Genomic DNA, 19,822 nt, shown 5'->3' on the forward strand with positions numbered 1-19,822 from the left:
AGTATTCATCATGGCTATACCTATTATTCCAGCAGACCAAGCATTAAACGTAAGCGCGATTATTACTTACATCTATGCAGATCCAGGGCTTGGTAAAACGTCTCTAGGCTTTACAGCAGATAAAGCAATTTCATTTGACTTTGACCGTGGTGCACACCGCACTGGGGAACTTCGTCGCGGAGCTGTTGTTCCAGTTCAGCAGTGGTCAGATATTGAAAACATTACTGAACAAGATCTAGCACCGTTCAATACTGTTGTTATTGATACCGTTGGCGCAATGCTTGAATCCATCAAGACACATTTACTTAAAACAGCAAATAACCGTCAGCAAGATGGTGCACTCAAGTTAAAAGCCCAAGGCTTAGCAAACATGAAGTTTAAGCAGTACATCAATACACTTTTAAGCTTTGGTAAGGATGTTGTTTTTATTGCCCATGCCTCAGAAGACCAAAGTGGTGATCAGATCATCTACCGTCCTGAGCTTGGCGGTAAGAACCGAAATGAACTTTACCGTATTGCAGACATCATGGGTTATTTGACCACTGTTACTACTGGTGAAGGTAAAAATGCGAGAGTTATTAACTTTAAGCCATCTCCAACACATCATGCGAAAAATTCAGGTGCTTTAGGCGGTGAGACTGGTGAGGTTTGGGTACCCGATCTTAAATCACACCCTACTTTTCTTGCAGGCTTAATTGCAGAGGCGAAAGCCCATATCAACACACTTACCCCTGCTCAAATCGCATTAAATAAAGCACTTGAGGATTTGGATAACTGGAAACAAAGCTGCGAAGAAGCTGTTTATGCAAGCGACTTAAATCACCTGACCGAAACCCTAAAGCAAGACAAAGAACACACATATTATCAAAACATGCGTCAAGCCATGCTTGCTCGAGCGAAGGCACTCGGCTGCACATTCGATATACCGCGAGAAACATGGATGGAGCCACCTGAATTTAATGGGATATCAGAATCTCAACGTGATGAATTGCAAGATCTTCTTGCGCAAGCAGGACTCGATGTGATGGCTTTCTGCGAAGACCAAGGGATCGACAGTCTATTAGCCATTGAAGCTCAGCATTTTGACAATGTAAAAGCCCACATCATCAATACCACCCAAGAACAAGGGAGAGCGATTGCATGAGCTACACCTACTCTTCCATTACCCGTGTGCTGATAGTACAGCACAATGGTCGGGTGAAAACTTATACGAACATCAACCTCTTTGGGATTGAGGACTGTATTCAAAACTTTGTGAATACGTGGGGGTATAGATGATCTTCAGAATTAAAAACAAGCATGCCATTGCCTTCATGATTTGGCTTGAATTATTGGGCTATGTAAAGAAACAACTGGCTGATGGCAGTTGCACGTTCTCAGGTAAAGGCACAAAGAAATCGTTGAGCTATGTGTTTGTAAAGAATGATTTAACAGGTAATGCAGCATGTCAGTCACTGTATGAAGAATACGTGAATTACCAAGAGTCTAATTATATCGAAATGAAGGTGGCGGGATGAAAAATCAAAAAATGCCAACATTGGCAGAAAAACAGGAATTTTGGGCTGAGCAATTGCCAAACTTTGAAGCTACATATTGGCTACCAAGTCATTTTGAATATGTAATTTTCGACATGGAACAAGGGAACTATGTAATTAAAGATGGCCTCAACAAAGATTTCGAAGTAGATGCGACTGAAATTTGGCATCGCGTGAATACTGGTTGGGCAATGTGGAAAAAGGCGATTAATTTTAGTCGGAAACAAGCTCAACCTGTACCTGAAGGGTTCGAACAAGCTTACAGCGAAATATTCTCGCCTATCGTCAAACGTCCATATCCACGTTTAGAAAATGGAGATTACAAGTACATCGAAATCAATCAAGGTTGGAAATTATGGCAAGTGGCTACAGCTCAAGCCGTTCCTGAATGGATTTCAGTTAAGGATAAGCTACCAGGGTTTAATCAAAGTGTGCTTAGTTGCGATGGTTTCGAAACCTGCGTGGCTGAATATCTTGAGTCCTGCAAAAATGAGTATGGTGTTTTTTTTGAAGAGGGTTTCTGGATTAATGGTGCAGCAAGTATTTTTGAAAATGTGACCCATTGGATGCCCCTACCTGAAGCGATCGAAGCACAGGAGCAAAGTCATGATTGAAAAAACATTTCAAATCCAACCAGTCGATGTTCCTGAAGATTTAAACAGTCTTTGGTTTCATCCTGACATTGCTGAACACGACACTATTGATGATGGTGCTGAATACTACACTGCTGAACAATGGGAGCAACTGCAAGACAATCTAGGTGTAGATATTGTTCTTGAACGTTGGGAATACATGGATATTCCAGAAATTCCTGATGAAGACTCAGCTGATTGGTCTAAGTGGAAGCCTACACCTCCAACAGAAGGTTTATTTCTGATAGCAGCTTATGACACCGAAGATGGTCCTGTTTTATGGTGGGCTAAAGAGCGTTTACCGCATTCTGTGCAGCAAAGTTTGGGAGAGATTTTATGAATAACCTACTCCCCCATGAGCTAATTATTGACAACTTTGCAGGTGGTGGCGGGACTAGTACTGGCCTTGAGCAAGCGTTCAATCGCCCTGTTGATGTTGCCATCAACCATGACCCAAAAGCTCTTGCAATGCATCGAGTGAATCACCCTGAAACTAAGCACTATTGCGAAAGCGTTTGGGATATAGATCCGATTGAAGTTACTGGCAATCAACCTGTAGGACTTGTTTGGCTTTCACCTGACTGCAAGCACTTCTCTAAAGCTAAAGGTGGAAAGCCTGTAGAGAAAAAAATTCGCGGTTTAGCTTGGGTTGCACTCCGTTGGGCTGCAAAGGTTCGCCCTCGAGTAATCATGCTTGAGAATGTTGAAGAATTTAAAACTTGGGGACATCTCAACTCAAAGGGTATGCCTTGCCCTGTGCGAAAAGGACGGACTTTTAATAGTTTTGTTAATGCGTTAAAGAAGCAAGGATATGAAGTAGATTACCGTGAATTACGAGCATGTGATTTCGGTTCACCGACTATTCGAAAGCGCTTCTTTTTGATTGCCCGTCGTGATGGCTTACCTATTCAATGGCCTGTGCCTACTCATGGTCATCCTAAATCTATCCAGGTGAAGAAAGGCAAATTAAAACCATGGCGCACGGCGGCTGAATGCATAGATTGGTCAATTGAATGTCCAAGCATTTTCACACGTACACGTCCGCTTGCAACTGCAACACTTGAACGAATTGCGGGTGGGCTTAAGAAGTTTGTTTTTGATAATCCAGATCCGTTCATTATTAATGGTATGGCACCAGTTTTAACTGAATGCGCAAATGCATCGAATAAACGGTCAATGCCGATTAATGAGCCGCTACGTACAATCTGCGCGCAGACTAAAGGTGGACATCATGCACTCATTACTCCAAGTCTTGTGGTAAACACTTCTGGCCATCATGGGAATAATGTGATGAATCCCTTACACACTATTGCAACTGGTGGGCATCACGGCTTAGTGTCGGCATTTTTAGCCAAAAACTATACTGGTGTTGTGGGTAGTTCAGCAAAAGAACCTGTCCATACAATTACAGCCAAGGACCACAATTCACTTGTTGTCAGTCATTTATCGAAGATGAAGAACAATTGCATTGGTCAGGAGCTGGGTGAACCGATCCACACCATGACCACTGTGAATCAGTTTGCAGAAGTGCGCGCTTTTCTAACTGCCTTCTATGGCAATGAGAAAGACGGTAATTCAATTGGGGAGCCTTTACGCACTATTCCAACACGTGACCGGTTCGGATTGGTAACTGTAGGCCAACAGCAATATCAAATTGTAGATATTGGTTTCCGTATGCTTCAACCAGTAGAGCTATTCAAAGCTCAAGGTTTTCCTGATTCTTATATTTTTGAAAAAGGACTGGATGAGCATGGTACCGAAATCCGTTTGACTAAGACTGAGCAAACAAGAATGGTCGGCAATTCAGTCTGCCCTCAGTTATCTCGAGCATTAGTTGAGGCCAACTTTAAACATGAAAGCAAATATCGAGGTGCGGCATGACTGAACTTAACCACCCTTTAATCCGATATCACGGCGGTAAATTTCGTTTAGCTCATTGGGTAATTGCTCAAATGCCCAACCATACTTGCTATACAGAGGTTTTCGGCGGTGCTGCAGGTGTTTTACTTCAAAAGCCAAGAGCTTATGCCGAAGTCTATAACGACCTTGACGGCGACATCGTTAATTTATTTAGAGTTCTCCGCGATGCTGAATTACGTGATCAACTAATTGAGCAACTAGTACTAACTCCATACAGTCGAGAAGAATTTGAAGATGCTTGGAGTGTGGCCACAACTGAAGTTGAACGTGCAAGACGGGTAATTATTCGTGCGCAAATGGGTTTTGGTTCCGCAGGAGCAACAAAAGGAATTACAGGTTTTCGTATTGATACTAAACGCCAATATGGTACAGCCCAATCATTATGGGCTACCTATCCTGAACATCTCCAACTAATAGGTCAGCGTTTAAGCTCAGTCCTCATTGAAAACCGCCCTGCTGTTCAGGTTTTAAAGGACCATGATGCTTCTACGACACTGCATTATGTAGATCCACCTTATGTACATGACACTCGGTACTCAGGGGCTAAGACTGGAAGAATATACCGTCATGAAATGGACGATAAAGACCATCTAACTTTATTAAAAACATTACTCGAGCTAGAAGGTATGGTGATGCTATCAGGCTATCCGAGTGAGCTTTATAACGATACTTTAAAAAATTGGAAACGTGTCGATACTAAAGCAAGAATTTCTGCTGGTCGCGGTACTGATGTTCGTACTGAATGTCTTTGGATTAATCCAGCTGCTCAACATCATGACCTATTTGGAGGTGCAGCTTGACTAATCTCCAACTCATCGCCCAAGACCTTGCCGAAGAATTTGCACCACTCGTTATAGGCAAGTCAGGTACCACCAAAACATTCACGGCGGAGCAAGCCTCTGCCCTTTATCACATCCTTGTAGATTTTGGATTTAAAGACGAATTCACAGGACTGGACACTAAATTGCCGTTTGAGCTAATTGATATCAAGAAGGAGGCGGTATGAAAAAAGTAATGCAAACCATCACTGGCTTGGGTGGTAACTGTGAAGGTGCAACAATTGCCACACTACTAGGTTTAAATATCGAAGATATCCCAAGCTTTTGGGAAGGCATTGATATTAACCATCCCACAGCACCGGGTAGCGGCACACTATATCAAGATAACCTGAATTATTTCCTGCGCCAGCATGGCTACAGAATGCTGAATCTAGGCGTTGATAAAAACCCAACTGAGCAAGATCAAAATTGGGTTATTGAAATTAGTAAAGCGATTGGTGCAAAACACTTGGTTGCGGGGATTTCCCCTCGCGGGCATATGCATTCTGTAATTTATGAGCACGGTCAGCTTTGGCATGATCCTCACCCTGAAGGCGGTGGTGTTATTCCATGTCAGGTTTGCATGCTGGTTCCAATCTTTGATGTTTTGCAGAATGAATTGAAGGAGGTGTCTTAATGGCTCGTTTAACCAAATTGGACCGTTTATCAGTTGAAGAAAGAAAGGCTTTGGTTGAGGATTTTCGAAATTCACCTGATGACGGCCTTTTTACACCTGAAGCTGTATCGCTGGCATGTGGCTTCTCAATTTCATGGCTACAAAAAAAGCGTTGTGAAGGTGGAGGAATACCTTTTTCAAAACCAACAGTTCGAACCATCTTATATAAGAAACAAGATGTTTTGGATTATGTAAATAATCATCGAATGCTTCATACAGCTTAATAGAAAGCCCACTTATGTGGGCTTTAATTATTGATCTTTAAACCTTTGTATATACTCTTCTTTGTAGTTCTTGAGGACTATTTCTTCAATTTCATTCATTGCTTCGCGTAGCCTCTTATCACTAACCTGGACATAGCCAGAAGTAACATCATTATCATCGCTATCTTTCTTGTGATTTAGCAGTCTTTTAATTGTATAGTGCCCATAGTCCAAACCTTCAGCAATTGATCCAAATGTTCTACGCAAGTCATGGAAAGTGAATTTAACGGCGCAAAGATCGTTAATTTTTGCTCTAACTTTAGAGATATTCACAATATGCCCTGTTTTAGATTTGGCTGAAGGGAATACCCAATCACTTTTTACATTCCGTCTACGCTTTTTCAAAAGCTCGAATAAAAAATCCCCCAAAGGTAACGTATGAGGCTCTCCATTCTTAGGATCTATTGAGGTTATCGTTCCGTATTTTAAATCTATGCTGGACCATGGAAGCGATTCACACTCTTCTCTACGAAATCCAGTAAGAATGAGCGTCAATATAAAGTCTCGATTTGTTTCGAGTACCTGCCCTCTATCCTGGTATTCAAATATTGCTTTAATCCAATCTGGTAACTGGTCTTCATTAATATATGTTTTACGGCGCTTAATCTTATTCCATACTTTTTTCGCGCTTAATGTTTTTGTCGGATTATATGGAATGAGTATTGGTTGATCATCATCACTTAAATAATGCTCTACCGAGAAGTTATATATTGCAGAAAAAACACGCATAGCCATATTTGCCTGAGCTTTACTATTTTTACTCAGTTCTGCATGTTTTTCCTGAATCATCCGTCTTGAGATTTCATCCAGCTTAACACTCTGCCAATCGCCCAAATACTTATCTCGGACAACCATATAATCATGGACAGTTCTTGGCTTAAGTGATTTTAATGAGAGATAGTTATCAAAAGCATCTTTAACTGTTGGCTTTTGCTTAGCAATATTTAATCTTTCATCTTCTTCTGAAATTCGTTTTCTTTTCTCTGTATTTGGGTTTAAGCCTTGCGACATTTGCAGTAGCTTTTCACGGGCCATTTCCCTTGCTTGGGCTAATGTAATATTCCCGTGTAGACCTAAAGTAGACCGGACAGACTTACCTAAAACCTTCTTTTCAACAATATATGTCTTATAGCTATTGTTTACACGCACAGCAAAGCCGATCAATTCACTGTCTCTATAGATGGCCGGTGTCAGCTCTAATTGATCAATAAATGACTTTGTTAGCTTTACTCTTTTGGATGACATATATAGAATCGCTATCTGTCGCAATATCAAACAATATAGCACAATAATTTTTACAGTCTACTATGCGTCTACTTGGTAAAAATGCTTGCTTCAAGTCAAAATATTGGATAGTATTGGACACATCGCAAGTAATTGATAAATAATTACTTCGACACATATAGGGCCTATAGCTCAGTTGGTTAGAGCAGCGGACTCATAATCCGTTGGTCCACAGTTCAAGTCTGTGTGGGCCCACCATATAAAACAACCACTTAGGTGCATTAATCCTAGGTGGTTTTTTATTGGCTATTTTTATATAAACATTTTGAATTCAAGTATTAGTCGTTTCTGCTTATTTAAAAAAAAGATTCGAAATTTTCATTTAAGCAATCCTTTCTAATCTTCACCATTCTCAGAATCACGACCTAATTTATCTTTGCTTTAGATTTTCCTGTCAAATCTTATTTCAGGCATTTTTTATGATAACTGTAACAAATTCTTTGCCTAAACTTGCAGCTATAGATTCAAATGATATGAGACAAGCCATCATGACTGATCGCGCCCCATTGTTTCTATACCCTCCTACAGAAACCTATACTATAATCACTTAGCCTCACTACTCACAAAAATATGGCTAAGTTAAGCATTGAATAACTGTGAACATAACATCCAACACGCTATATATGACTAGTAAGTATAAATTTTAAGCATCCAAACATGATGCTCTAACAAAGTATCTCATTTAGAATAAGAGCTATTAACGATTATAGATGATTGAAAATTAAATTTTTAAGTCAATCAAGCTAGTTATAGCTAGCATCAAAAATCAGTGCATTTATACATTATTACCACTAAATACTGATTTCCTTTTTCTTACGAGACTCAATGAAAAATTCAACAACCGACCACAGAACAACCAAACCGAAAAGGACAAATGCCCATAAAAAAGTCGAAAGATAAGTCATTTTAACAATCCTGAACTTTGTTACACCAAAGTTAAAGTATGAAATTTCACACTCTTTTCTTAGACCAAAGTCTAATCTTTCATTTCGATTATGAATAGTAGTATTTTTAAAAAAATTATACTTATTTTCTATTAATAAATATCTATAAAGACTTATTGCATACCTTTTAATCATAATTATTTAGCCTACTAATGGAAAAATCTGACCTCTAATGTCTGATCAGAATTAAGTTAGGGCTTGACTCAAACGCCAAACAAGCAGACATTAGCCACTTTAAAAAACACTTGTATATTTATGCTCATGTTAAAGAAACTGATTGGCGAGTCTGCATTTAAGCTCGCAGGCTGGAAATACCATGTGGAACCAAATGTTTTAGAAGATAAGCAAGTCATCATTGGATTTGAGCATACCTCTATGCTCGATGCTGTTTTATCACTGGCCATTTTTCAAATCTACGATATGAAAATCCATACCCTGATTAAAAAAGAATTATTCAAGGGGCCAATCAAGCCACTACTCGAGGCGATTGGTGGTATTGCAGTTGACCGTAAGTCAAATAAAGACATCGTGTCGCAAATGGTTGAACACTTTTCTCAACATGAAAAATTCAACTTGGTGATTGCACCAGAAGCAACCCGTGCAAAAACAGGCGAAGCACGTAAACCGATTCGTACAGGCTTCTGGCATATTGCAAAAGCCGCAAATGTCCCTATTGTACTCATGTATGCGAATTCGCAAACCAAACAAGGGGGTATTTTTGGAAAAATCTATCCCACAGAGTTAGATCATGATTTGGCCCTCATTAAAGCACTTTATAAAGAACATGTTGGTTTAGATATCGAAATTCCCGAAGCTAGAAATGATCCCAAATCAGCTCATCTAAATGACCTAAAAGAATGTGAATAGCCCCTCTCCTTTAGGTCTAAATCAATTCTTTCTAAGGGCTCATTTTTGAAATGAATTGCTTCACAATCTAAATTTGAAATAACTGGCTTTATTTCAAACAATTTTATTTATTTTTTGTTTAATCTGACTCATTTCAGAAAAACACCTACTTTCGCATAAAAAAGTGCTTATGGTAGAATTTGCACAATTTGATAGGCACAAAGCCAATCTACAAGGAGCATATTTCGCATGGCGGGTCATTCCAAGTGGGCCAATATTAAGCATCGTAAAGCAAAACAAGATGCTAGCCGTGGTAAACTTTTTACCAAATTTATTCGTGAATTAACAACTGCTGCAAAGCTTGGCGGTGGTGATGCTGCAAGCAACCCACGTCTCCGTGCAGTTGTAGAAAAAGCACTTTCTGTGAATATGACACGTGACGTCATTAACCGCGCAATCCAACGTGGTGTTGGTGGTGAAGATAACGACGATTTAAAAGAAATTACTTACGAAGGTTATGGTGTTGGTGGTGTTGCAGTTATTGTAGAAACCATGACTGACAACTTAAACCGTACTGTACCAGATGTGCGTCACTGTTTCTCAAAAACAGATGGTAACTTAGGCACAAATGGTTCAGTTGCTTTCTTATTCACAAAGCGTGGTGAGATCACTTTTGAAGATGTGTCTTTAGAAGATCAAATCATGGACGTAGCCCTTGAAGCAGGTGCTGAAGATATCGAAGTAGATGAAGATGAAATCTTAGTCATTACTACACCCGAATCTTTTGGTGATGTGCAAGATGCTTTAACTGCTGCTGGCTTAAAATCTGATAATGCTGAAGTGGTCATGAGCCCTTCAACAAAAGCTGAAATTTCTGATATCGACCAAGCGAAAAAGATCATGAAAATGATTGATATGCTGGAAGATTTAGATGATGTACAAAACGTTTATACCAACGTTGAGTTCTCTGATTCGGTGTTGGCAGAATTAGACGCCTAGTCTTTGCTTGATCAAAATGCGCGCTCAAATATAACTTTGGGAGCGCATTTTTTATGTCTGATTTAATACACTTTCAATAAATTTTGCTTTTTTGCAACGATATTTATCCATGCTTAAATGCTGGCTGTCGTGTTTTAATTGATTATAAGCCATGACTAAATTCTGATTTTTCAACAAGCGATCACGAAAGATCAAAAAACTTTGCCACTGAGAGTTTTTCACAACCAATTGAATAGCAACATCATCCTGCTGTAGCGACTCTAACATACATAGTTCATGCGTTCTTAAAGTATCAAGCTTTTCAACAAAACCTAAACTGGAAATACTAACGATGGCTGAGTCAAAATCTACAGCATCAACAGCCACATAAATATCCAAATCACCTTTAGAAACTGCATAAGGAATGGCAGATGAACCAATATGTTCAATCTGTGCTTTGGGTATGAGAGCTAAAAGTTGTCGCTGATAGTATACAAATTTTTGATGGCAAGATGCTTGATACTCAGTAGCTGCATAGAACCTCAGCATACGCTAAACCTTACTCAACAAACCGCTACAGTTAAATACATTATATTCTTTAATCACAAAGCTTGAATGAAGTGCCACCACATGCTCAATTTTACCAATGCGTTTGAGTAAAATATCACTGTAATTTTCCATATCTCTTGCCACAACTTCAACAATAAAATCTGCTGACTGCCCTGTCACTAAAAAGGCATTGGTCACTTCAGGAATGCTTTCCAACTCTTCCAAGAACTTGGAAAAAGTGTCGGTATCATGTTTACTCAAAGATACTTGGAGTAAAACATGTAGACTAAACCCGAGTTTTTGATAGTTAATATCTCGCTTAACTTTAGTCATAATCGCATTATCAATCAGATGCTTAATACGACGATGCACCGAACTGACCGATAAATTAATACGCTCTGATAATTCGTTTAGATTGATATCTTCATTACTTAAAATTTCTAAAATTTGCTTATCAAAACGGTCTAATTCCATTTTTTAACTCTCATAATGCATTATGTTTATAGGTGTTTATTTCATATTAAGCTTTTCAGATGAAAGATAAAGCTTATTTGCATATTTTTTTCATTTATTTTCAATTTCATAAGAATATATCAGCTTTTTCAGACAAAGAATGGCATGATCTTTTACAAAGTTGTAAATAGACTGAGAAAATTTCTATTCAACTTCTCTCAATAATTATACTGAAAATACAAGAATGGCAAAGGCTATCTGTATCACATACCTCCTTTGCCTTGTTTGGCTTGAGCTTATCTTAAATGCCGCGCCAGTCGACCCGAGCATTGCGTTCGGTTTGATAGACTCTTAAAACATACTGCCCCAAAGGTAAATTGCTTAAATAGGTTTTATAGGCACTGAATTCTTCAGATAGGCTATCCTCATGGTCTTTTTCCCAAGGAGTCCCTTTAATTTCAAGCACAGGGGCTAACATTGAACACACAGCAATATCCGCCAAACCTAAACGATCTCCCACAAAGTAACGCCCATGATTAGCAATTAACTTTTCATTCAAGACCTCAATTAAACGCTGCATTTCAACTTTCGAGTGCTCAACTTTGTCGGCATTGAGTTCATAACCTTTCGACATCAAAGTTTTAATCAGAGGTTTGGTGTATTTTTCAAATTTACGTAAATAGCCCTTTTCGCCCAACATAATTTGTAGCGATTGGTCATTATCGGATAAAGCATGTGCCAACCCCCAACGGCGAACGTGTAGCCCTAAATCATTGGCTAGAGCATTAACATCTAAAGCCTCTTTACGAAGCTGTGCTTCGCTACGTAACAGTCGATGTTCTGGATAACGCTCATCCAGATATAACGCAATCTCGGTGGTATCTGCGACCCATTTGTCTTGATCACGTAAAATAGGCAATTTATTCTGCCCTGTCTTTAACTGCGCAAACGCCCGATGAACCCCAGGCACTACATTTTGCGCGACAAAATCTAGCTCTTTATGATCGAGCAACCAGCGAGCTTTCTCACAAAAATGAGATAAAGGAAACTGGTATAAAGTTCTCATAAATGCTCCACATTTATTTTTCTATTTTGGCTTTTTAGCAAAGCCATCTATTTCAGTTGGATACTTTAGTCACTGTATTTAAGATTTACAATGTACTTTTTACCCAAAACTGCCCAGCAAATGTTCAACAGCCTTTATCAAATTTATACGTTTTTTTCTCTACAATATCTCAAATCTAAATAAGTAAAAATTTAACGACATTGCTTAGACTGCAACCAAAATACATATTTTATATTTTTCAAACACTTAGAATATTCATCAAATGATTAAACTTAGCATATTTTATTTTTAACTTTTTAGCTGCTAAGCAATTCAAAATCCTTCATTTAATCATTCAAACAATCCCAAGTAGCGTATAGAGATTAAGTAAAGGTGCTTTTATGTCTCATACTCTCTCTAAAAATATTCACGTGATACAAAATGATCAGGATGCGATTAATGCAGCCTATCATGTCGCTGACTTTGCCTTAGAAGGTCGGGATCAACGTGATCAGAACCGTCAGCTTCCATTTGCTGAAATCGAATTATTCAGCAAAAAAGGCTTAGGCGGTATTCGTATTCCTCAAACTTTTGGAGGCGCATTTGTTTCCAATAAAACTTTAGCTCAGGTTTTTCGCATTATTAATAAAGCCGACTCAAGTGTCGGTCAAATTCCACAAAACCAAATTGCGCTACTCAACATGATTGATATTTTAGGTAGCGAACAACAAAAACAGTTTATTTTTAATGAAATATTAAACGGCAAACGCCTTGCCAATGGTGGCCCCGAACGAAATACCAAAGACACTAAAACATTAAATACGACATTAAGCATTGAAAATGGTCGTTACTATGTCGATGGTGAAAAGTTCTATTCTACAGGGAGTAGCTTTGCCCATTGGTTAGCCATTAAAGCCATTCACCCTGAAGGTTATGTGGTACTGACGCTTGTTGATGCCACAGCACAAGGTGTCGAAGTCATTGATAACTGGAACGGTTTTGGTCAGCGTACAACCTCAAGTGGCACAGTAAAATTACAACGGGTTGAAGTCGATCCACTCCTTATCTTTGATGAGCGGAAACTAGCTGAGGACGTTACTTATCGCGGTGCCTTCTCTCAGCTAATGCAAGTCGCGATTGATGTGGGTATTGCAGAAGCTGCGTTTGAAGACACATTGTCAGCGGTTAAAAAAGCCCGACCGATTGTCGATGCGCAGGTTGAGAAAGCCAGTTTTGAACATTACACTTTACAAGAAGTCGGCAAATCTGCAGTGCTGCTGGATGCCGCTATCCTACTGCTCGACGAAGCTGCCGAATATTTAGATGAGCTTGACCAACTAAGCGTTGTCAGTGCGGAACAAGCAGCTCAAGCCTCCATTTTAGTCGCCGAAGCCAAGGTTTATGCCAATGATGCTGCACTACAAATTTCTGAAAAACTCCTAGAGCTTGGTGGGAGTCGTTCGAGCCTAAGCCAACATAACTTAGATCAACATTGGCGCAATGCACGCGTACATACCTTACACGACCCGATCCGCTGGAAGCTGCATGCACTGGGTAACTACTATTTAAATAACACTTTCCCTGCCCGCCACGCTTGGATTTAAGGAGAGCATCATGACTTCATTTCAACCCATTCTTCCTCTTCAATCCCAAGACACGGCATATGCACATATTATTCAAAGTGATGCTGAAGCCTTAGAAATTGCCAAAAATTTGGCTGAGCAGTTTAAACAGCAGGCTATCCAACGCGATGCTGAACGAATTTTGCCTTTTGAGGAAATTGAAGCCTATAGCCAATCTGGGCTTTGGGCTATTACTGTACCTAAGGAATTCGGGGGGGCCGATGTTTCCAGCTATACGGTCGCGCAAATTATTGCGCTAATGAGTGGTGTGGACGGTTCGATTGGACAAATTCCACAGAACCATTTCTATGCCTTAGAGGTTTTACGTAATAACGGTACTGAACAACAAAAGCGTAAACTCTATGCAGAAGTGCTCAAAGGCGCTCGCTTTGGTAATGCCTTGGCTGAGTTTAAAACTAAAAATGCAACACAAAAACAAACTGCACTGAGCCAAACGGAACAAGGCTATGCGGTCAATGGTGAAAAGTTTTATTGTACGGGCAGCCTGTTTGCAGACCGCATACCGACCTTAGTCAAAGATGCCGATGACAAAGAGTTTCTAGTTTTCATCCCACGGAATAGCTCAGGACTAGAACTGATTGATGATTGGTCAGGTTTTGGTCAACGTACCACAGGCAGCGGTACAGTCAAATTTAATCATGTCGCTGTAGGTGCAGAAGATATTGTTCCTTTCGATACAGCATTTTCCAGACCGACTCTGGTGGGGCCTTTTGCTCAAATTATGCATGCTGCAATTGAAACGGGCATTGCACGTGCTGCTTTTGAGGAAACACTGGTTCGTGTACGTCGGGCTCGTCCGTGGATTGACTCTGCTGTTGAACAGGCAACCGATGATCCTTTAACACAGTTTGAACTGGGACGAGTGGTTGCCGATGTACGTGCCAGTGAAGTCTTACTCAAACAAGCGGCACGCTCCATTGACGCAGCACGTCCTAATCCAACCGCTGATAACATTGCTAAAGCATCACTGGATGTAGCGAAAGTTCGTGCCCACAGCACAGAAACCGCATTAAAAGCAGCTTCGAAATTGATTGAACTGGCAGGCAGTCGTGGTAGTCAACGTGAAGATGGCCTAGACCGCTTTTGGCGTAATGCACGTGTTCACACGCTACATGATGCGTCACGTTGGAAATATTACTTCATTGCCAATTATCTCCTTAATGGTGTGCTTCCGCCACGCAGAGGGACATTGTAATGACACTATCATCTCAAAATAAAAATCCGAAACAAATCATTCTGAATGCCTTTGATATGAATAGCGTAGGTCATATCAATCACGGTTTGTGGACACACCCACGCGATGAGTCGCATCGTTTTAATGAGCTCAGCTATTGGACCGATTTGGCGCAAACTTTAGAACAAGGTTTATTTGATGGTTTATTTATCGCCGACATTACGGGTGTCTACGACGTTTATCAAAATGGTCTGGATTTAACCCTAAAAGAGTCGATTCAGCTTCCAAGCCATGACCCTAGTACACTCGTTTCTGCTATGGCCGCCGTTACACAGCACTTAGGTTTTGGTGTCACTGTGAATCTGAGCTATGAGTCGCCTTACCAATTTGCACGGCGCTTTGCAAGCCTCGACCATTTAACCCACGGTCGTATTGGCTGGAATATTGTCACCGGCTACTTAGACAGCGCAGAACGGTTAATTGGTCAAAAAGGTTTAAAAGATCACGACTTGCGCTATGAACAAGCCGAAGAGTTTCTCGAACTCTGCTATAAATTTTGGGAAGGTTCTTGGGAAGACGATGCCATACAAAAAGATAAGTTAAACCGTGTCTTTACTGACCCTTCAAAAGTTCATGCCATCCAGCATCAAGGCAAATTTTTCCAAAGTCAGGGCGTTTTTCAGGTTTCCCCATCTATTCAACGTACACCTGTGCTTTATCAAGCGGGTGCCTCAAGCAAAGGCTTAGCCTTTGCAACCCAACATGCTGAAGCCATGTTTATTGGTGCTGACACGCCTGAAAAACTTAAACAGCAAGTCGATAAAATTCGTGCGCTTGCATTAAGCCATGGGCGCAATGAGCAAGCTATTAAACTCTTTGTCGGTATTAGTGTGGTGACGGCAGAAACGGACGAGTTGGCTCAAGAAAAACTCGCCGAATATATTCGCTATGCCAGTCCAGAAGCAGGTTTGGCACATTTTTCAAGTTCGGTCGGAATAGATTTGGCTCAGTTCACAGATGATGAAGCGATCCCCTATAAACAAACCAATAGCATTGCCTCGGTCAATAACAAATTTAAAGAACAAAAAGTTACCCGAGCAGATTTAAAAGCCCAGCATGTACTGGGAGGACGCTACCCGCTAATGGTCGGGAGCGGAAAAACTGTAGCAGAAAAACTCATCCAGCTATTAGATGAAACTGGCGTAGACGGCTTTAACCTTACACGAACCGTTGCTCCAGAGTCACATCAAGACTTTATTCGTTGGGTCATCCCAGAGTTACAAGAGCGTGGCCGTTATAAAACTGCCTATGAAACAGGTAGTTTACGCCACAAATTATTCGCTCAAGGTGACCGACTGTCCGCAGACCACCCAGTACAGCAGTATCGCTGTCAAAGCTCGTCCCCTCATACTCAAACACAGCAAAAACAAACCGCATAAATTTTAAAATACGAGAAATATCATGGCTCAAACTGCAAAAACAAAATTTACCGTTATTGGGGTAATTGTCGCCGCTATCGTCATCGCACTAGTGGCTTGGTCTTATCATAAAAAATCGAGTAACACTGAACTGGTGATTGGGATCAGCCCACCCTTTGCAAATCCCTTAAAAGTGGCTGTAGAAGAAGCAAAACAGCAAGGCATCAACGTCAAACTGGTGGAATTCTCAGATTGGAACACTCCAAATATCACGCTCAACCATGGTGATATTGATGCCAACTATTTCCAGCATCAGCCCTTCTTAGATAACGCTATCAAGGAGACCCAATTTAAACTGAAAGCACTGGGTAAAGGCGTCACCACACACGTCGGTTTATATTCAAAAAAATATGACTCAATTGATGCGATTCCTGAAAATGCACGTACAGTTATTCCAAACGATCCAGTCAACCAAGGCCGTGCGCTTTTACTGTTACAACAGGCTAAATTGATTAGCTTAAAAGACCCAAACAATCATCTATCGAATCTGCAAGATATTGTGAGCAATCCTAAAAAGCTTCAGTTTATTGAAGTTGAAGGTCCACAAACTGCACGTGCCGTTGATGATGCTGACTTGGTCTTTAGCTATCCACATTATTTACGTCTTGCAAAAACCATTGACCCAAATGATGCGCTGATCTTAGATGACAACACCAACACCCTGTATTCGATTTTATTTGTGGTGCGTGACGACTACCAACAGAAACACCCAGAGAAAGCCGCGCAACTTGAAAAGTTCATCAAGATTTATCAAACATCGGACAAAGTTAAACAGACTTTGAATAGTGAAATTGGCGAAAAACTTTGGTTCCCTGGTTGGAAGTGAGTATAGGCCATGACGCAATCTTTCACTCAAAATCGAAAAAAATGGCTGATTGGCTTGAGTGTCATCGTGGCAATTTTTGCTCTAGCGGGTTACCGCTATAGCAAAAGCCATGCGCAGGATGATGTCTTAACGATTGGCATTAGCCCACCTTATGCAGAATTGCTGCAAAGCGTGGCAGATGATTTAAAAAAGCAAGGTATTCAGGTCAAACTGGTTGAATTTTCGGACTGGCATGCGCCAAATGTTGCTGTGCAAAATGGTGACATTGATGCCAACTTTTTTCAGCAAAGCGTCTTTCTACGCAATGCAATTCGCGAAACAAATTATGACCTGCATGCATTCGCCACAGGCACAGGAAGTCATGTCGGACTATATTCTAAAAAATATCAGTCCTTAGATGCACTACCCACTCAAGCCCGTGTGGTTATTCCCAATGACCCCGTGAATTCGGCGCGTGCACTGATTTTACTGCATCGTGCGGGTTTGATTCAGCTCAAAGATATCAACAATGAATTGTCTACCGTAAAAGATATTGTGAGCAATCCTAAACAACTTCAGTTTATTGAAGTAGAAGGCCCACAAACTGCTCATGCATTTAATGATGCCGATTTAATTTTTGGCTTCCCGCATTATTTAAAAATGGCCAAGGTCACAGATCCGCATCATGCCCTTTTTCTTGATCCGATAGACAAGAAATACGCCATTTTATTTGTGACACGTAAAGACTATCCAGACCAAAACCAAAAACTTGCGACTTTTGTGCAAGCATTCCAAAACTCAAAACATGTTCAAGAAATTTTAGACCGTGATTTTGGCCAAGGTCTGTGGTTTGAAGGCTGGAAATAAGGAGAAAAAGAATGGTCAGCTTTGGTTCTCATGTGGATTTTTCCATTCCACATATCAAAATTCGTAATTTAAACAAACACTATGCAGTACAAGGGCATAGTGTACATGCACTCAAAAATATTGACCTCGACATACCGACAGGGAAAGTGTTTGGCATTATTGGCAAAAGTGGCGCAGGTAAATCTTCCCTACTCCGCACCTTAAATGGTTTAGAACGTATTAATGAAGGTCATATTCATATCCATCAGCAAGACTTGGCAACATTGAGTCATGCTGAATTAATTCAGCTCCGCCAACGCATTGGCATGATTTTCCAACATTTTAATTTAATGTCTGCCAAAACAGTCTATGAAAATGTCGCACTGCCCCTCATCGTTGCCAATTATCCCAAACAAGACATCGAACAACGAGTCAATGAAGTTTTACAGTTGGTTGGGCTGAACGATAAGGTTCAGCATTACCCATCACAACTGTCTGGCGGTCAAAAACAGCGTGTCGGCATTGCCCGTGCATTGGTTCACCATCCTGAAATTTTACTCTGTGATGAAGCAACATCTGCACTCGATCCAGAAAGCACCTCTCTGGTGTTGTCCTTGCTCAAAGAGATCAATCAGAAGTTGGGTATCACCATTGTATTGATTACCCATGAAATGCAGGTGATTCGGGAAATCTGCGATCAGGTCGTGGTCATTGATGGCGGTGAAATTGTGGAATCAGGTGAAGTTTGGTCTGTGTTCTCTCAACCGCAGCAAGGCATTACCCAAGAACTGCTGAATCTAGAACAACTCGATTTGCCTTTTCGCTTAAATGCGGGACCCACGCAGCTCGATACACATGCCATTTTCAAAATTCGCTCGACTTCAGATGCGCATCATCCACCTGACTTAAAACAGATTTTGGAGTACTTTCCACAAACTGTGCATTTGTATCAAAGTCAGGTCGACACCATCCAAAACCATTTAATTGGAACATTGATTATTGCTGTTCCCACACAGGGCTTAGAAATTCAATCACTACTACAAAAACTAAAAGCGCATGTGACACATGTAGAGGTACTTGGCTATGCACGACCAACTCATTGATTTATTACTGACAGGCACTATCGACACCTTAATCATGGTTGGCGCATCTGCATTTTTTGCCTTACTCATTGGTTTGCCAATGGCAGTGGTTCTCGTCAGTACCTCTGAGCATGGCATTTATCCCTCTAAAAGTATCAACCATAGCTTAGGCTGGTTGGTAAACATCACTCGTTCTGTTCCCTTCCTTATATTGATGGTGGCACTCATTCCTCTCACACGTTGGATTGTAGGCACCAGTTATGGCGTTTGGGCAGCAGTTGTCCCTTTAACTTTGGCTGCAACCCCCTTTTTTGCACGAATTGCAGAAGTCAGTTTACGCGAAGTAGATCAAGGGTTGATTGAGGCTGCGCAAGCGATCGGCTGTAACCGTACTCAAATCATTTGGCATGTGTTGTTACCTGAGGCGCTACCCGGAATTGTCGCGGGTTTTACCGTGACCATTGTGACCATGATTAACTCCTCTGCCATTGCAGGCGCCATTGGTGCAGGTGGTTTAGGTGATATCGCCTATCGCTATGGTTATCAGCGTTTTGATATGCAGATCATGTTGGCCGTGATTGTTGTGCTCGTGATTTTGGTGATGTGTGTACAAGCAATTGGAGACAATCTGGCAAATCAACTCGATAAGAGAAAAGTTTAATCACATCTCCCATATTAAGTAGAGCACCCTACCCCCACTTAAGTTTTTAACCCCTCCTTTTTCTAAGAAGGGGTTCAATATCAAGTTCACTACCTACTTATAATTGCTATCGCTTTTGATTTATCACAGCATTCTGACCAACTGAATCAACACTGTTTTTCTTTCAAATTCATATAGAAAAATATGGCTC

At 40.6% G+C, this 19,822-nt stretch carries 23 protein-coding genes and 1 tRNA gene; 20 read left to right on the plus strand and 4 right to left on the minus strand.

Annotated elements, in window-relative coordinates:
* The first annotated feature begins 10 nt into the window (after positions 1 to 10).
* The 10 genes from ACE01U_RS09200 to ACE01U_RS09245 are packed head-to-tail and all read left to right on the plus strand — an operon-like array spanning position 11 to position 5,805.
* The gene (locus ACE01U_RS09200) at positions 11 to 1,144 is read left to right on the plus strand and encodes an ATP-binding protein (RefSeq protein ID WP_395579291.1); all 1,134 of its coding nucleotides are present in this window, start codon (positions 11 to 13) and stop codon (positions 1,142 to 1,144) included.
* The gene (locus tag ACE01U_RS09205) at positions 1,141 to 1,278 is read left to right on the plus strand and encodes a hypothetical protein (protein ID WP_395579292.1); all 138 of its coding nucleotides are present in this window, start codon (positions 1,141 to 1,143) and stop codon (positions 1,276 to 1,278) included. Before ACE01U_RS09200 ends, ACE01U_RS09205 begins: the two co-directional genes overlap by 4 nt.
* Entirely contained in the window at positions 1,275 to 1,517 is a 243-nt protein-coding gene (locus ACE01U_RS09210; protein ID WP_395579293.1) for a hypothetical protein, read from the plus strand. The genes ACE01U_RS09205 and ACE01U_RS09210 overlap by 4 nt, the downstream gene beginning before the upstream one ends.
* Positions 1,514 to 2,149 carry a DUF551 domain-containing protein gene (locus tag ACE01U_RS09215; RefSeq protein WP_395579294.1) on the plus strand — a complete coding sequence of 212 codons (636 nt, stop codon included), beginning with the start codon at positions 1,514 to 1,516 and terminating at the stop codon, positions 2,147 to 2,149. The genes ACE01U_RS09210 and ACE01U_RS09215 overlap by 4 nt, the downstream gene beginning before the upstream one ends.
* Positions 2,142 to 2,507, plus strand: a complete 366-nt coding sequence (locus ACE01U_RS09220; protein WP_395579295.1) for a hypothetical protein — start codon at positions 2,142 to 2,144, stop codon at positions 2,505 to 2,507. The genes ACE01U_RS09215 and ACE01U_RS09220 overlap by 8 nt, the downstream gene beginning before the upstream one ends.
* Positions 2,504 to 4,048, plus strand: coding sequence for a DNA cytosine methyltransferase (locus tag ACE01U_RS09225; protein WP_395579296.1), 1,545 nt, complete (start codon positions 2,504 to 2,506; stop codon positions 4,046 to 4,048). Before ACE01U_RS09220 ends, ACE01U_RS09225 begins: the two co-directional genes overlap by 4 nt.
* On the plus strand, positions 4,045 to 4,887 hold the full coding sequence (locus ACE01U_RS09230) for a DNA adenine methylase (protein ID WP_395579297.1): 843 nt from the start codon (positions 4,045 to 4,047) through the stop codon (positions 4,885 to 4,887). The genes ACE01U_RS09225 and ACE01U_RS09230 overlap by 4 nt, the downstream gene beginning before the upstream one ends.
* The gene (locus ACE01U_RS09235) at positions 4,884 to 5,093 is read left to right on the plus strand and encodes a hypothetical protein (RefSeq protein ID WP_395579298.1); all 210 of its coding nucleotides are present in this window, start codon (positions 4,884 to 4,886) and stop codon (positions 5,091 to 5,093) included. Before ACE01U_RS09230 ends, ACE01U_RS09235 begins: the two co-directional genes overlap by 4 nt.
* Positions 5,090 to 5,542: a hypothetical protein gene (locus ACE01U_RS09240; protein WP_395579299.1), complete on the plus strand. Its 453-nt coding sequence runs from the start codon at positions 5,090 to 5,092 to the stop codon at positions 5,540 to 5,542. Before ACE01U_RS09235 ends, ACE01U_RS09240 begins: the two co-directional genes overlap by 4 nt.
* A complete protein-coding gene (locus ACE01U_RS09245; protein ID WP_395579300.1) occupies positions 5,542 to 5,805 on the plus strand; it encodes a DNA-binding protein in 264 nt (87 codons plus the stop codon). Before ACE01U_RS09240 ends, ACE01U_RS09245 begins: the two co-directional genes overlap by 1 nt.
* A gap of 27 nt (positions 5,806 to 5,832) precedes the next feature.
* Here the strand turns inward: ACE01U_RS09245 and ACE01U_RS09250 are convergent, their stop codons facing one another.
* On the minus strand, positions 5,833 to 7,089 hold the full coding sequence (locus ACE01U_RS09250) for a site-specific integrase (RefSeq protein ID WP_395579301.1): 1,257 nt from the start codon (positions 7,087 to 7,089) through the stop codon (positions 5,833 to 5,835).
* Between the two features lie 160 nt (positions 7,090 to 7,249).
* Here ACE01U_RS09250 and ACE01U_RS09255 point away from each other — a divergent pair.
* From ACE01U_RS09255 to ACE01U_RS09265, 3 genes are all read left to right on the plus strand, one after another.
* Positions 7,250 to 7,326 (plus strand) — tRNA-Ile (locus tag ACE01U_RS09255).
* A gap of 1,007 nt (positions 7,327 to 8,333) precedes the next feature.
* The gene (locus ACE01U_RS09260; RefSeq protein ID WP_395579302.1) at positions 8,334 to 8,939 is read left to right on the plus strand and encodes a 1-acyl-sn-glycerol-3-phosphate acyltransferase; all 606 of its coding nucleotides are present in this window, start codon (positions 8,334 to 8,336) and stop codon (positions 8,937 to 8,939) included.
* A gap of 228 nt (positions 8,940 to 9,167) precedes the next feature.
* On the plus strand, positions 9,168 to 9,917 hold the full coding sequence (locus ACE01U_RS09265) for a YebC/PmpR family DNA-binding transcriptional regulator (RefSeq protein WP_395579303.1): 750 nt from the start codon (positions 9,168 to 9,170) through the stop codon (positions 9,915 to 9,917).
* 51 nt (positions 9,918 to 9,968) lie between these two features.
* Here the strand turns inward: ACE01U_RS09265 and ACE01U_RS09270 are convergent, their stop codons facing one another.
* The 3 genes from ACE01U_RS09270 to ACE01U_RS09280 all read right to left on the minus strand — a co-directional run bounded on the left by ACE01U_RS09270 (position 9,969) and on the right by ACE01U_RS09280 (position 11,964).
* On the minus strand, positions 9,969 to 10,442 hold the full coding sequence (locus ACE01U_RS09270) for a GrpB family protein (protein ID WP_395579315.1): 474 nt from the start codon (positions 10,440 to 10,442) through the stop codon (positions 9,969 to 9,971).
* A 6-nt stretch (positions 10,443 to 10,448) separates the two neighbouring features.
* On the minus strand, positions 10,449 to 10,919 hold the full coding sequence (locus ACE01U_RS09275; RefSeq protein WP_086209319.1) for an Lrp/AsnC family transcriptional regulator: 471 nt from the start codon (positions 10,917 to 10,919) through the stop codon (positions 10,449 to 10,451).
* A 280-nt stretch (positions 10,920 to 11,199) separates the two neighbouring features.
* Positions 11,200 to 11,964: a glutathione S-transferase family protein gene (locus ACE01U_RS09280; RefSeq protein ID WP_086209320.1), complete on the minus strand. Its 765-nt coding sequence runs from the start codon at positions 11,962 to 11,964 to the stop codon at positions 11,200 to 11,202.
* A 380-nt stretch (positions 11,965 to 12,344) separates the two neighbouring features.
* On the opposite strand from ACE01U_RS09280, the gene ACE01U_RS09285 reads away from it, so the two are divergent.
* The 7 genes from ACE01U_RS09285 to ACE01U_RS09315 are packed head-to-tail and all read left to right on the plus strand — an operon-like array spanning position 12,345 to position 19,632.
* Positions 12,345 to 13,547, plus strand: a complete 1,203-nt coding sequence (locus tag ACE01U_RS09285; protein WP_291374847.1) for an SfnB family sulfur acquisition oxidoreductase — start codon at positions 12,345 to 12,347, stop codon at positions 13,545 to 13,547.
* 10 nt (positions 13,548 to 13,557) lie between these two features.
* The gene (locus tag ACE01U_RS09290; protein ID WP_395579304.1) at positions 13,558 to 14,781 is read left to right on the plus strand and encodes an SfnB family sulfur acquisition oxidoreductase; all 1,224 of its coding nucleotides are present in this window, start codon (positions 13,558 to 13,560) and stop codon (positions 14,779 to 14,781) included.
* The gene (locus ACE01U_RS09295; protein ID WP_395579305.1) at positions 14,781 to 16,199 is read left to right on the plus strand and encodes an LLM class flavin-dependent oxidoreductase; all 1,419 of its coding nucleotides are present in this window, start codon (positions 14,781 to 14,783) and stop codon (positions 16,197 to 16,199) included. Before ACE01U_RS09290 ends, ACE01U_RS09295 begins: the two co-directional genes overlap by 1 nt.
* A gap of 22 nt (positions 16,200 to 16,221) precedes the next feature.
* Positions 16,222 to 17,064, plus strand: a complete 843-nt coding sequence (locus ACE01U_RS09300; protein WP_395579306.1) for a MetQ/NlpA family ABC transporter substrate-binding protein — start codon at positions 16,222 to 16,224, stop codon at positions 17,062 to 17,064.
* Between the two features lie 9 nt (positions 17,065 to 17,073).
* The gene (locus ACE01U_RS09305) at positions 17,074 to 17,910 is read left to right on the plus strand and encodes a MetQ/NlpA family ABC transporter substrate-binding protein (protein WP_086209325.1); all 837 of its coding nucleotides are present in this window, start codon (positions 17,074 to 17,076) and stop codon (positions 17,908 to 17,910) included.
* An 11-nt stretch (positions 17,911 to 17,921) separates the two neighbouring features.
* A complete protein-coding gene (locus ACE01U_RS09310) occupies positions 17,922 to 18,992 on the plus strand; it encodes a methionine ABC transporter ATP-binding protein (RefSeq protein ID WP_395579307.1) in 1,071 nt (356 codons plus the stop codon).
* Positions 18,973 to 19,632, plus strand: coding sequence for a methionine ABC transporter permease (locus ACE01U_RS09315; protein WP_004693438.1), 660 nt, complete (start codon positions 18,973 to 18,975; stop codon positions 19,630 to 19,632). Before ACE01U_RS09310 ends, ACE01U_RS09315 begins: the two co-directional genes overlap by 20 nt.
* The last annotated feature ends 190 nt before the right edge of the window (positions 19,633 to 19,822 follow it).

It is taken from the genome of Acinetobacter halobius, assembly GCF_044130335.1.
GTDB lineage: Bacteria > Pseudomonadota > Gammaproteobacteria > Pseudomonadales > Moraxellaceae > Acinetobacter.

Bases quoted from the DNA above. Each gene is read 5' to 3' on its own strand.
- ACE01U_RS09205 (WP_395579292.1), top strand. From the start codon at position 1,141: ATGAGCTACACCTACTCTTCCATTACCCGTGTGCTGATAGTACAGCAC.
- ACE01U_RS09260 (WP_395579302.1), top strand. From the start codon at position 8,334: ATGTTAAAGAAACTGATTGGCGAGTCTGCATTTAAGCTCGCAGGCTGG.
- ACE01U_RS09265 (WP_395579303.1), top strand. From the start codon at position 9,168: ATGGCGGGTCATTCCAAGTGGGCCAATATTAAGCATCGTAAAGCAAAA.
- ACE01U_RS09245 (WP_395579300.1), top strand. From the start codon at position 5,542: ATGGCTCGTTTAACCAAATTGGACCGTTTATCAGTTGAAGAAAGAAAG.
- ACE01U_RS09275 (WP_086209319.1), bottom strand. From the start codon at position 10,919: ATGGAATTAGACCGTTTTGATAAGCAAATTTTAGAAATTTTAAGTAAT.
- ACE01U_RS09300 (WP_395579306.1), top strand. From the start codon at position 16,222: ATGGCTCAAACTGCAAAAACAAAATTTACCGTTATTGGGGTAATTGTC.
- ACE01U_RS09285 (WP_291374847.1), top strand. From the start codon at position 12,345: ATGTCTCATACTCTCTCTAAAAATATTCACGTGATACAAAATGATCAG.
- ACE01U_RS09280 (WP_086209320.1), bottom strand. From the start codon at position 11,964: ATGAGAACTTTATACCAGTTTCCTTTATCTCATTTTTGTGAGAAAGCT.
- ACE01U_RS09240 (WP_395579299.1), top strand. From the start codon at position 5,090: ATGAAAAAAGTAATGCAAACCATCACTGGCTTGGGTGGTAACTGTGAA.
- ACE01U_RS09215 (WP_395579294.1), top strand. From the start codon at position 1,514: ATGAAAAATCAAAAAATGCCAACATTGGCAGAAAAACAGGAATTTTGG.
- ACE01U_RS09225 (WP_395579296.1), top strand. From the start codon at position 2,504: ATGAATAACCTACTCCCCCATGAGCTAATTATTGACAACTTTGCAGGT.
- ACE01U_RS09310 (WP_395579307.1), top strand. From the start codon at position 17,922: ATGGTCAGCTTTGGTTCTCATGTGGATTTTTCCATTCCACATATCAAA.
- ACE01U_RS09305 (WP_086209325.1), top strand. From the start codon at position 17,074: ATGACGCAATCTTTCACTCAAAATCGAAAAAAATGGCTGATTGGCTTG.
- ACE01U_RS09230 (WP_395579297.1), top strand. From the start codon at position 4,045: ATGACTGAACTTAACCACCCTTTAATCCGATATCACGGCGGTAAATTT.
- ACE01U_RS09315 (WP_004693438.1), top strand. From the start codon at position 18,973: ATGCACGACCAACTCATTGATTTATTACTGACAGGCACTATCGACACC.
- ACE01U_RS09210 (WP_395579293.1), top strand. From the start codon at position 1,275: ATGATCTTCAGAATTAAAAACAAGCATGCCATTGCCTTCATGATTTGG.
- ACE01U_RS09295 (WP_395579305.1), top strand. From the start codon at position 14,781: ATGACACTATCATCTCAAAATAAAAATCCGAAACAAATCATTCTGAAT.
- ACE01U_RS09250 (WP_395579301.1), bottom strand. From the start codon at position 7,089: ATGTCATCCAAAAGAGTAAAGCTAACAAAGTCATTTATTGATCAATTA.
- ACE01U_RS09290 (WP_395579304.1), top strand. From the start codon at position 13,558: ATGACTTCATTTCAACCCATTCTTCCTCTTCAATCCCAAGACACGGCA.
- ACE01U_RS09200 (WP_395579291.1), top strand. From the start codon at position 11: ATGGCTATACCTATTATTCCAGCAGACCAAGCATTAAACGTAAGCGCG.
- ACE01U_RS09220 (WP_395579295.1), top strand. From the start codon at position 2,142: ATGATTGAAAAAACATTTCAAATCCAACCAGTCGATGTTCCTGAAGAT.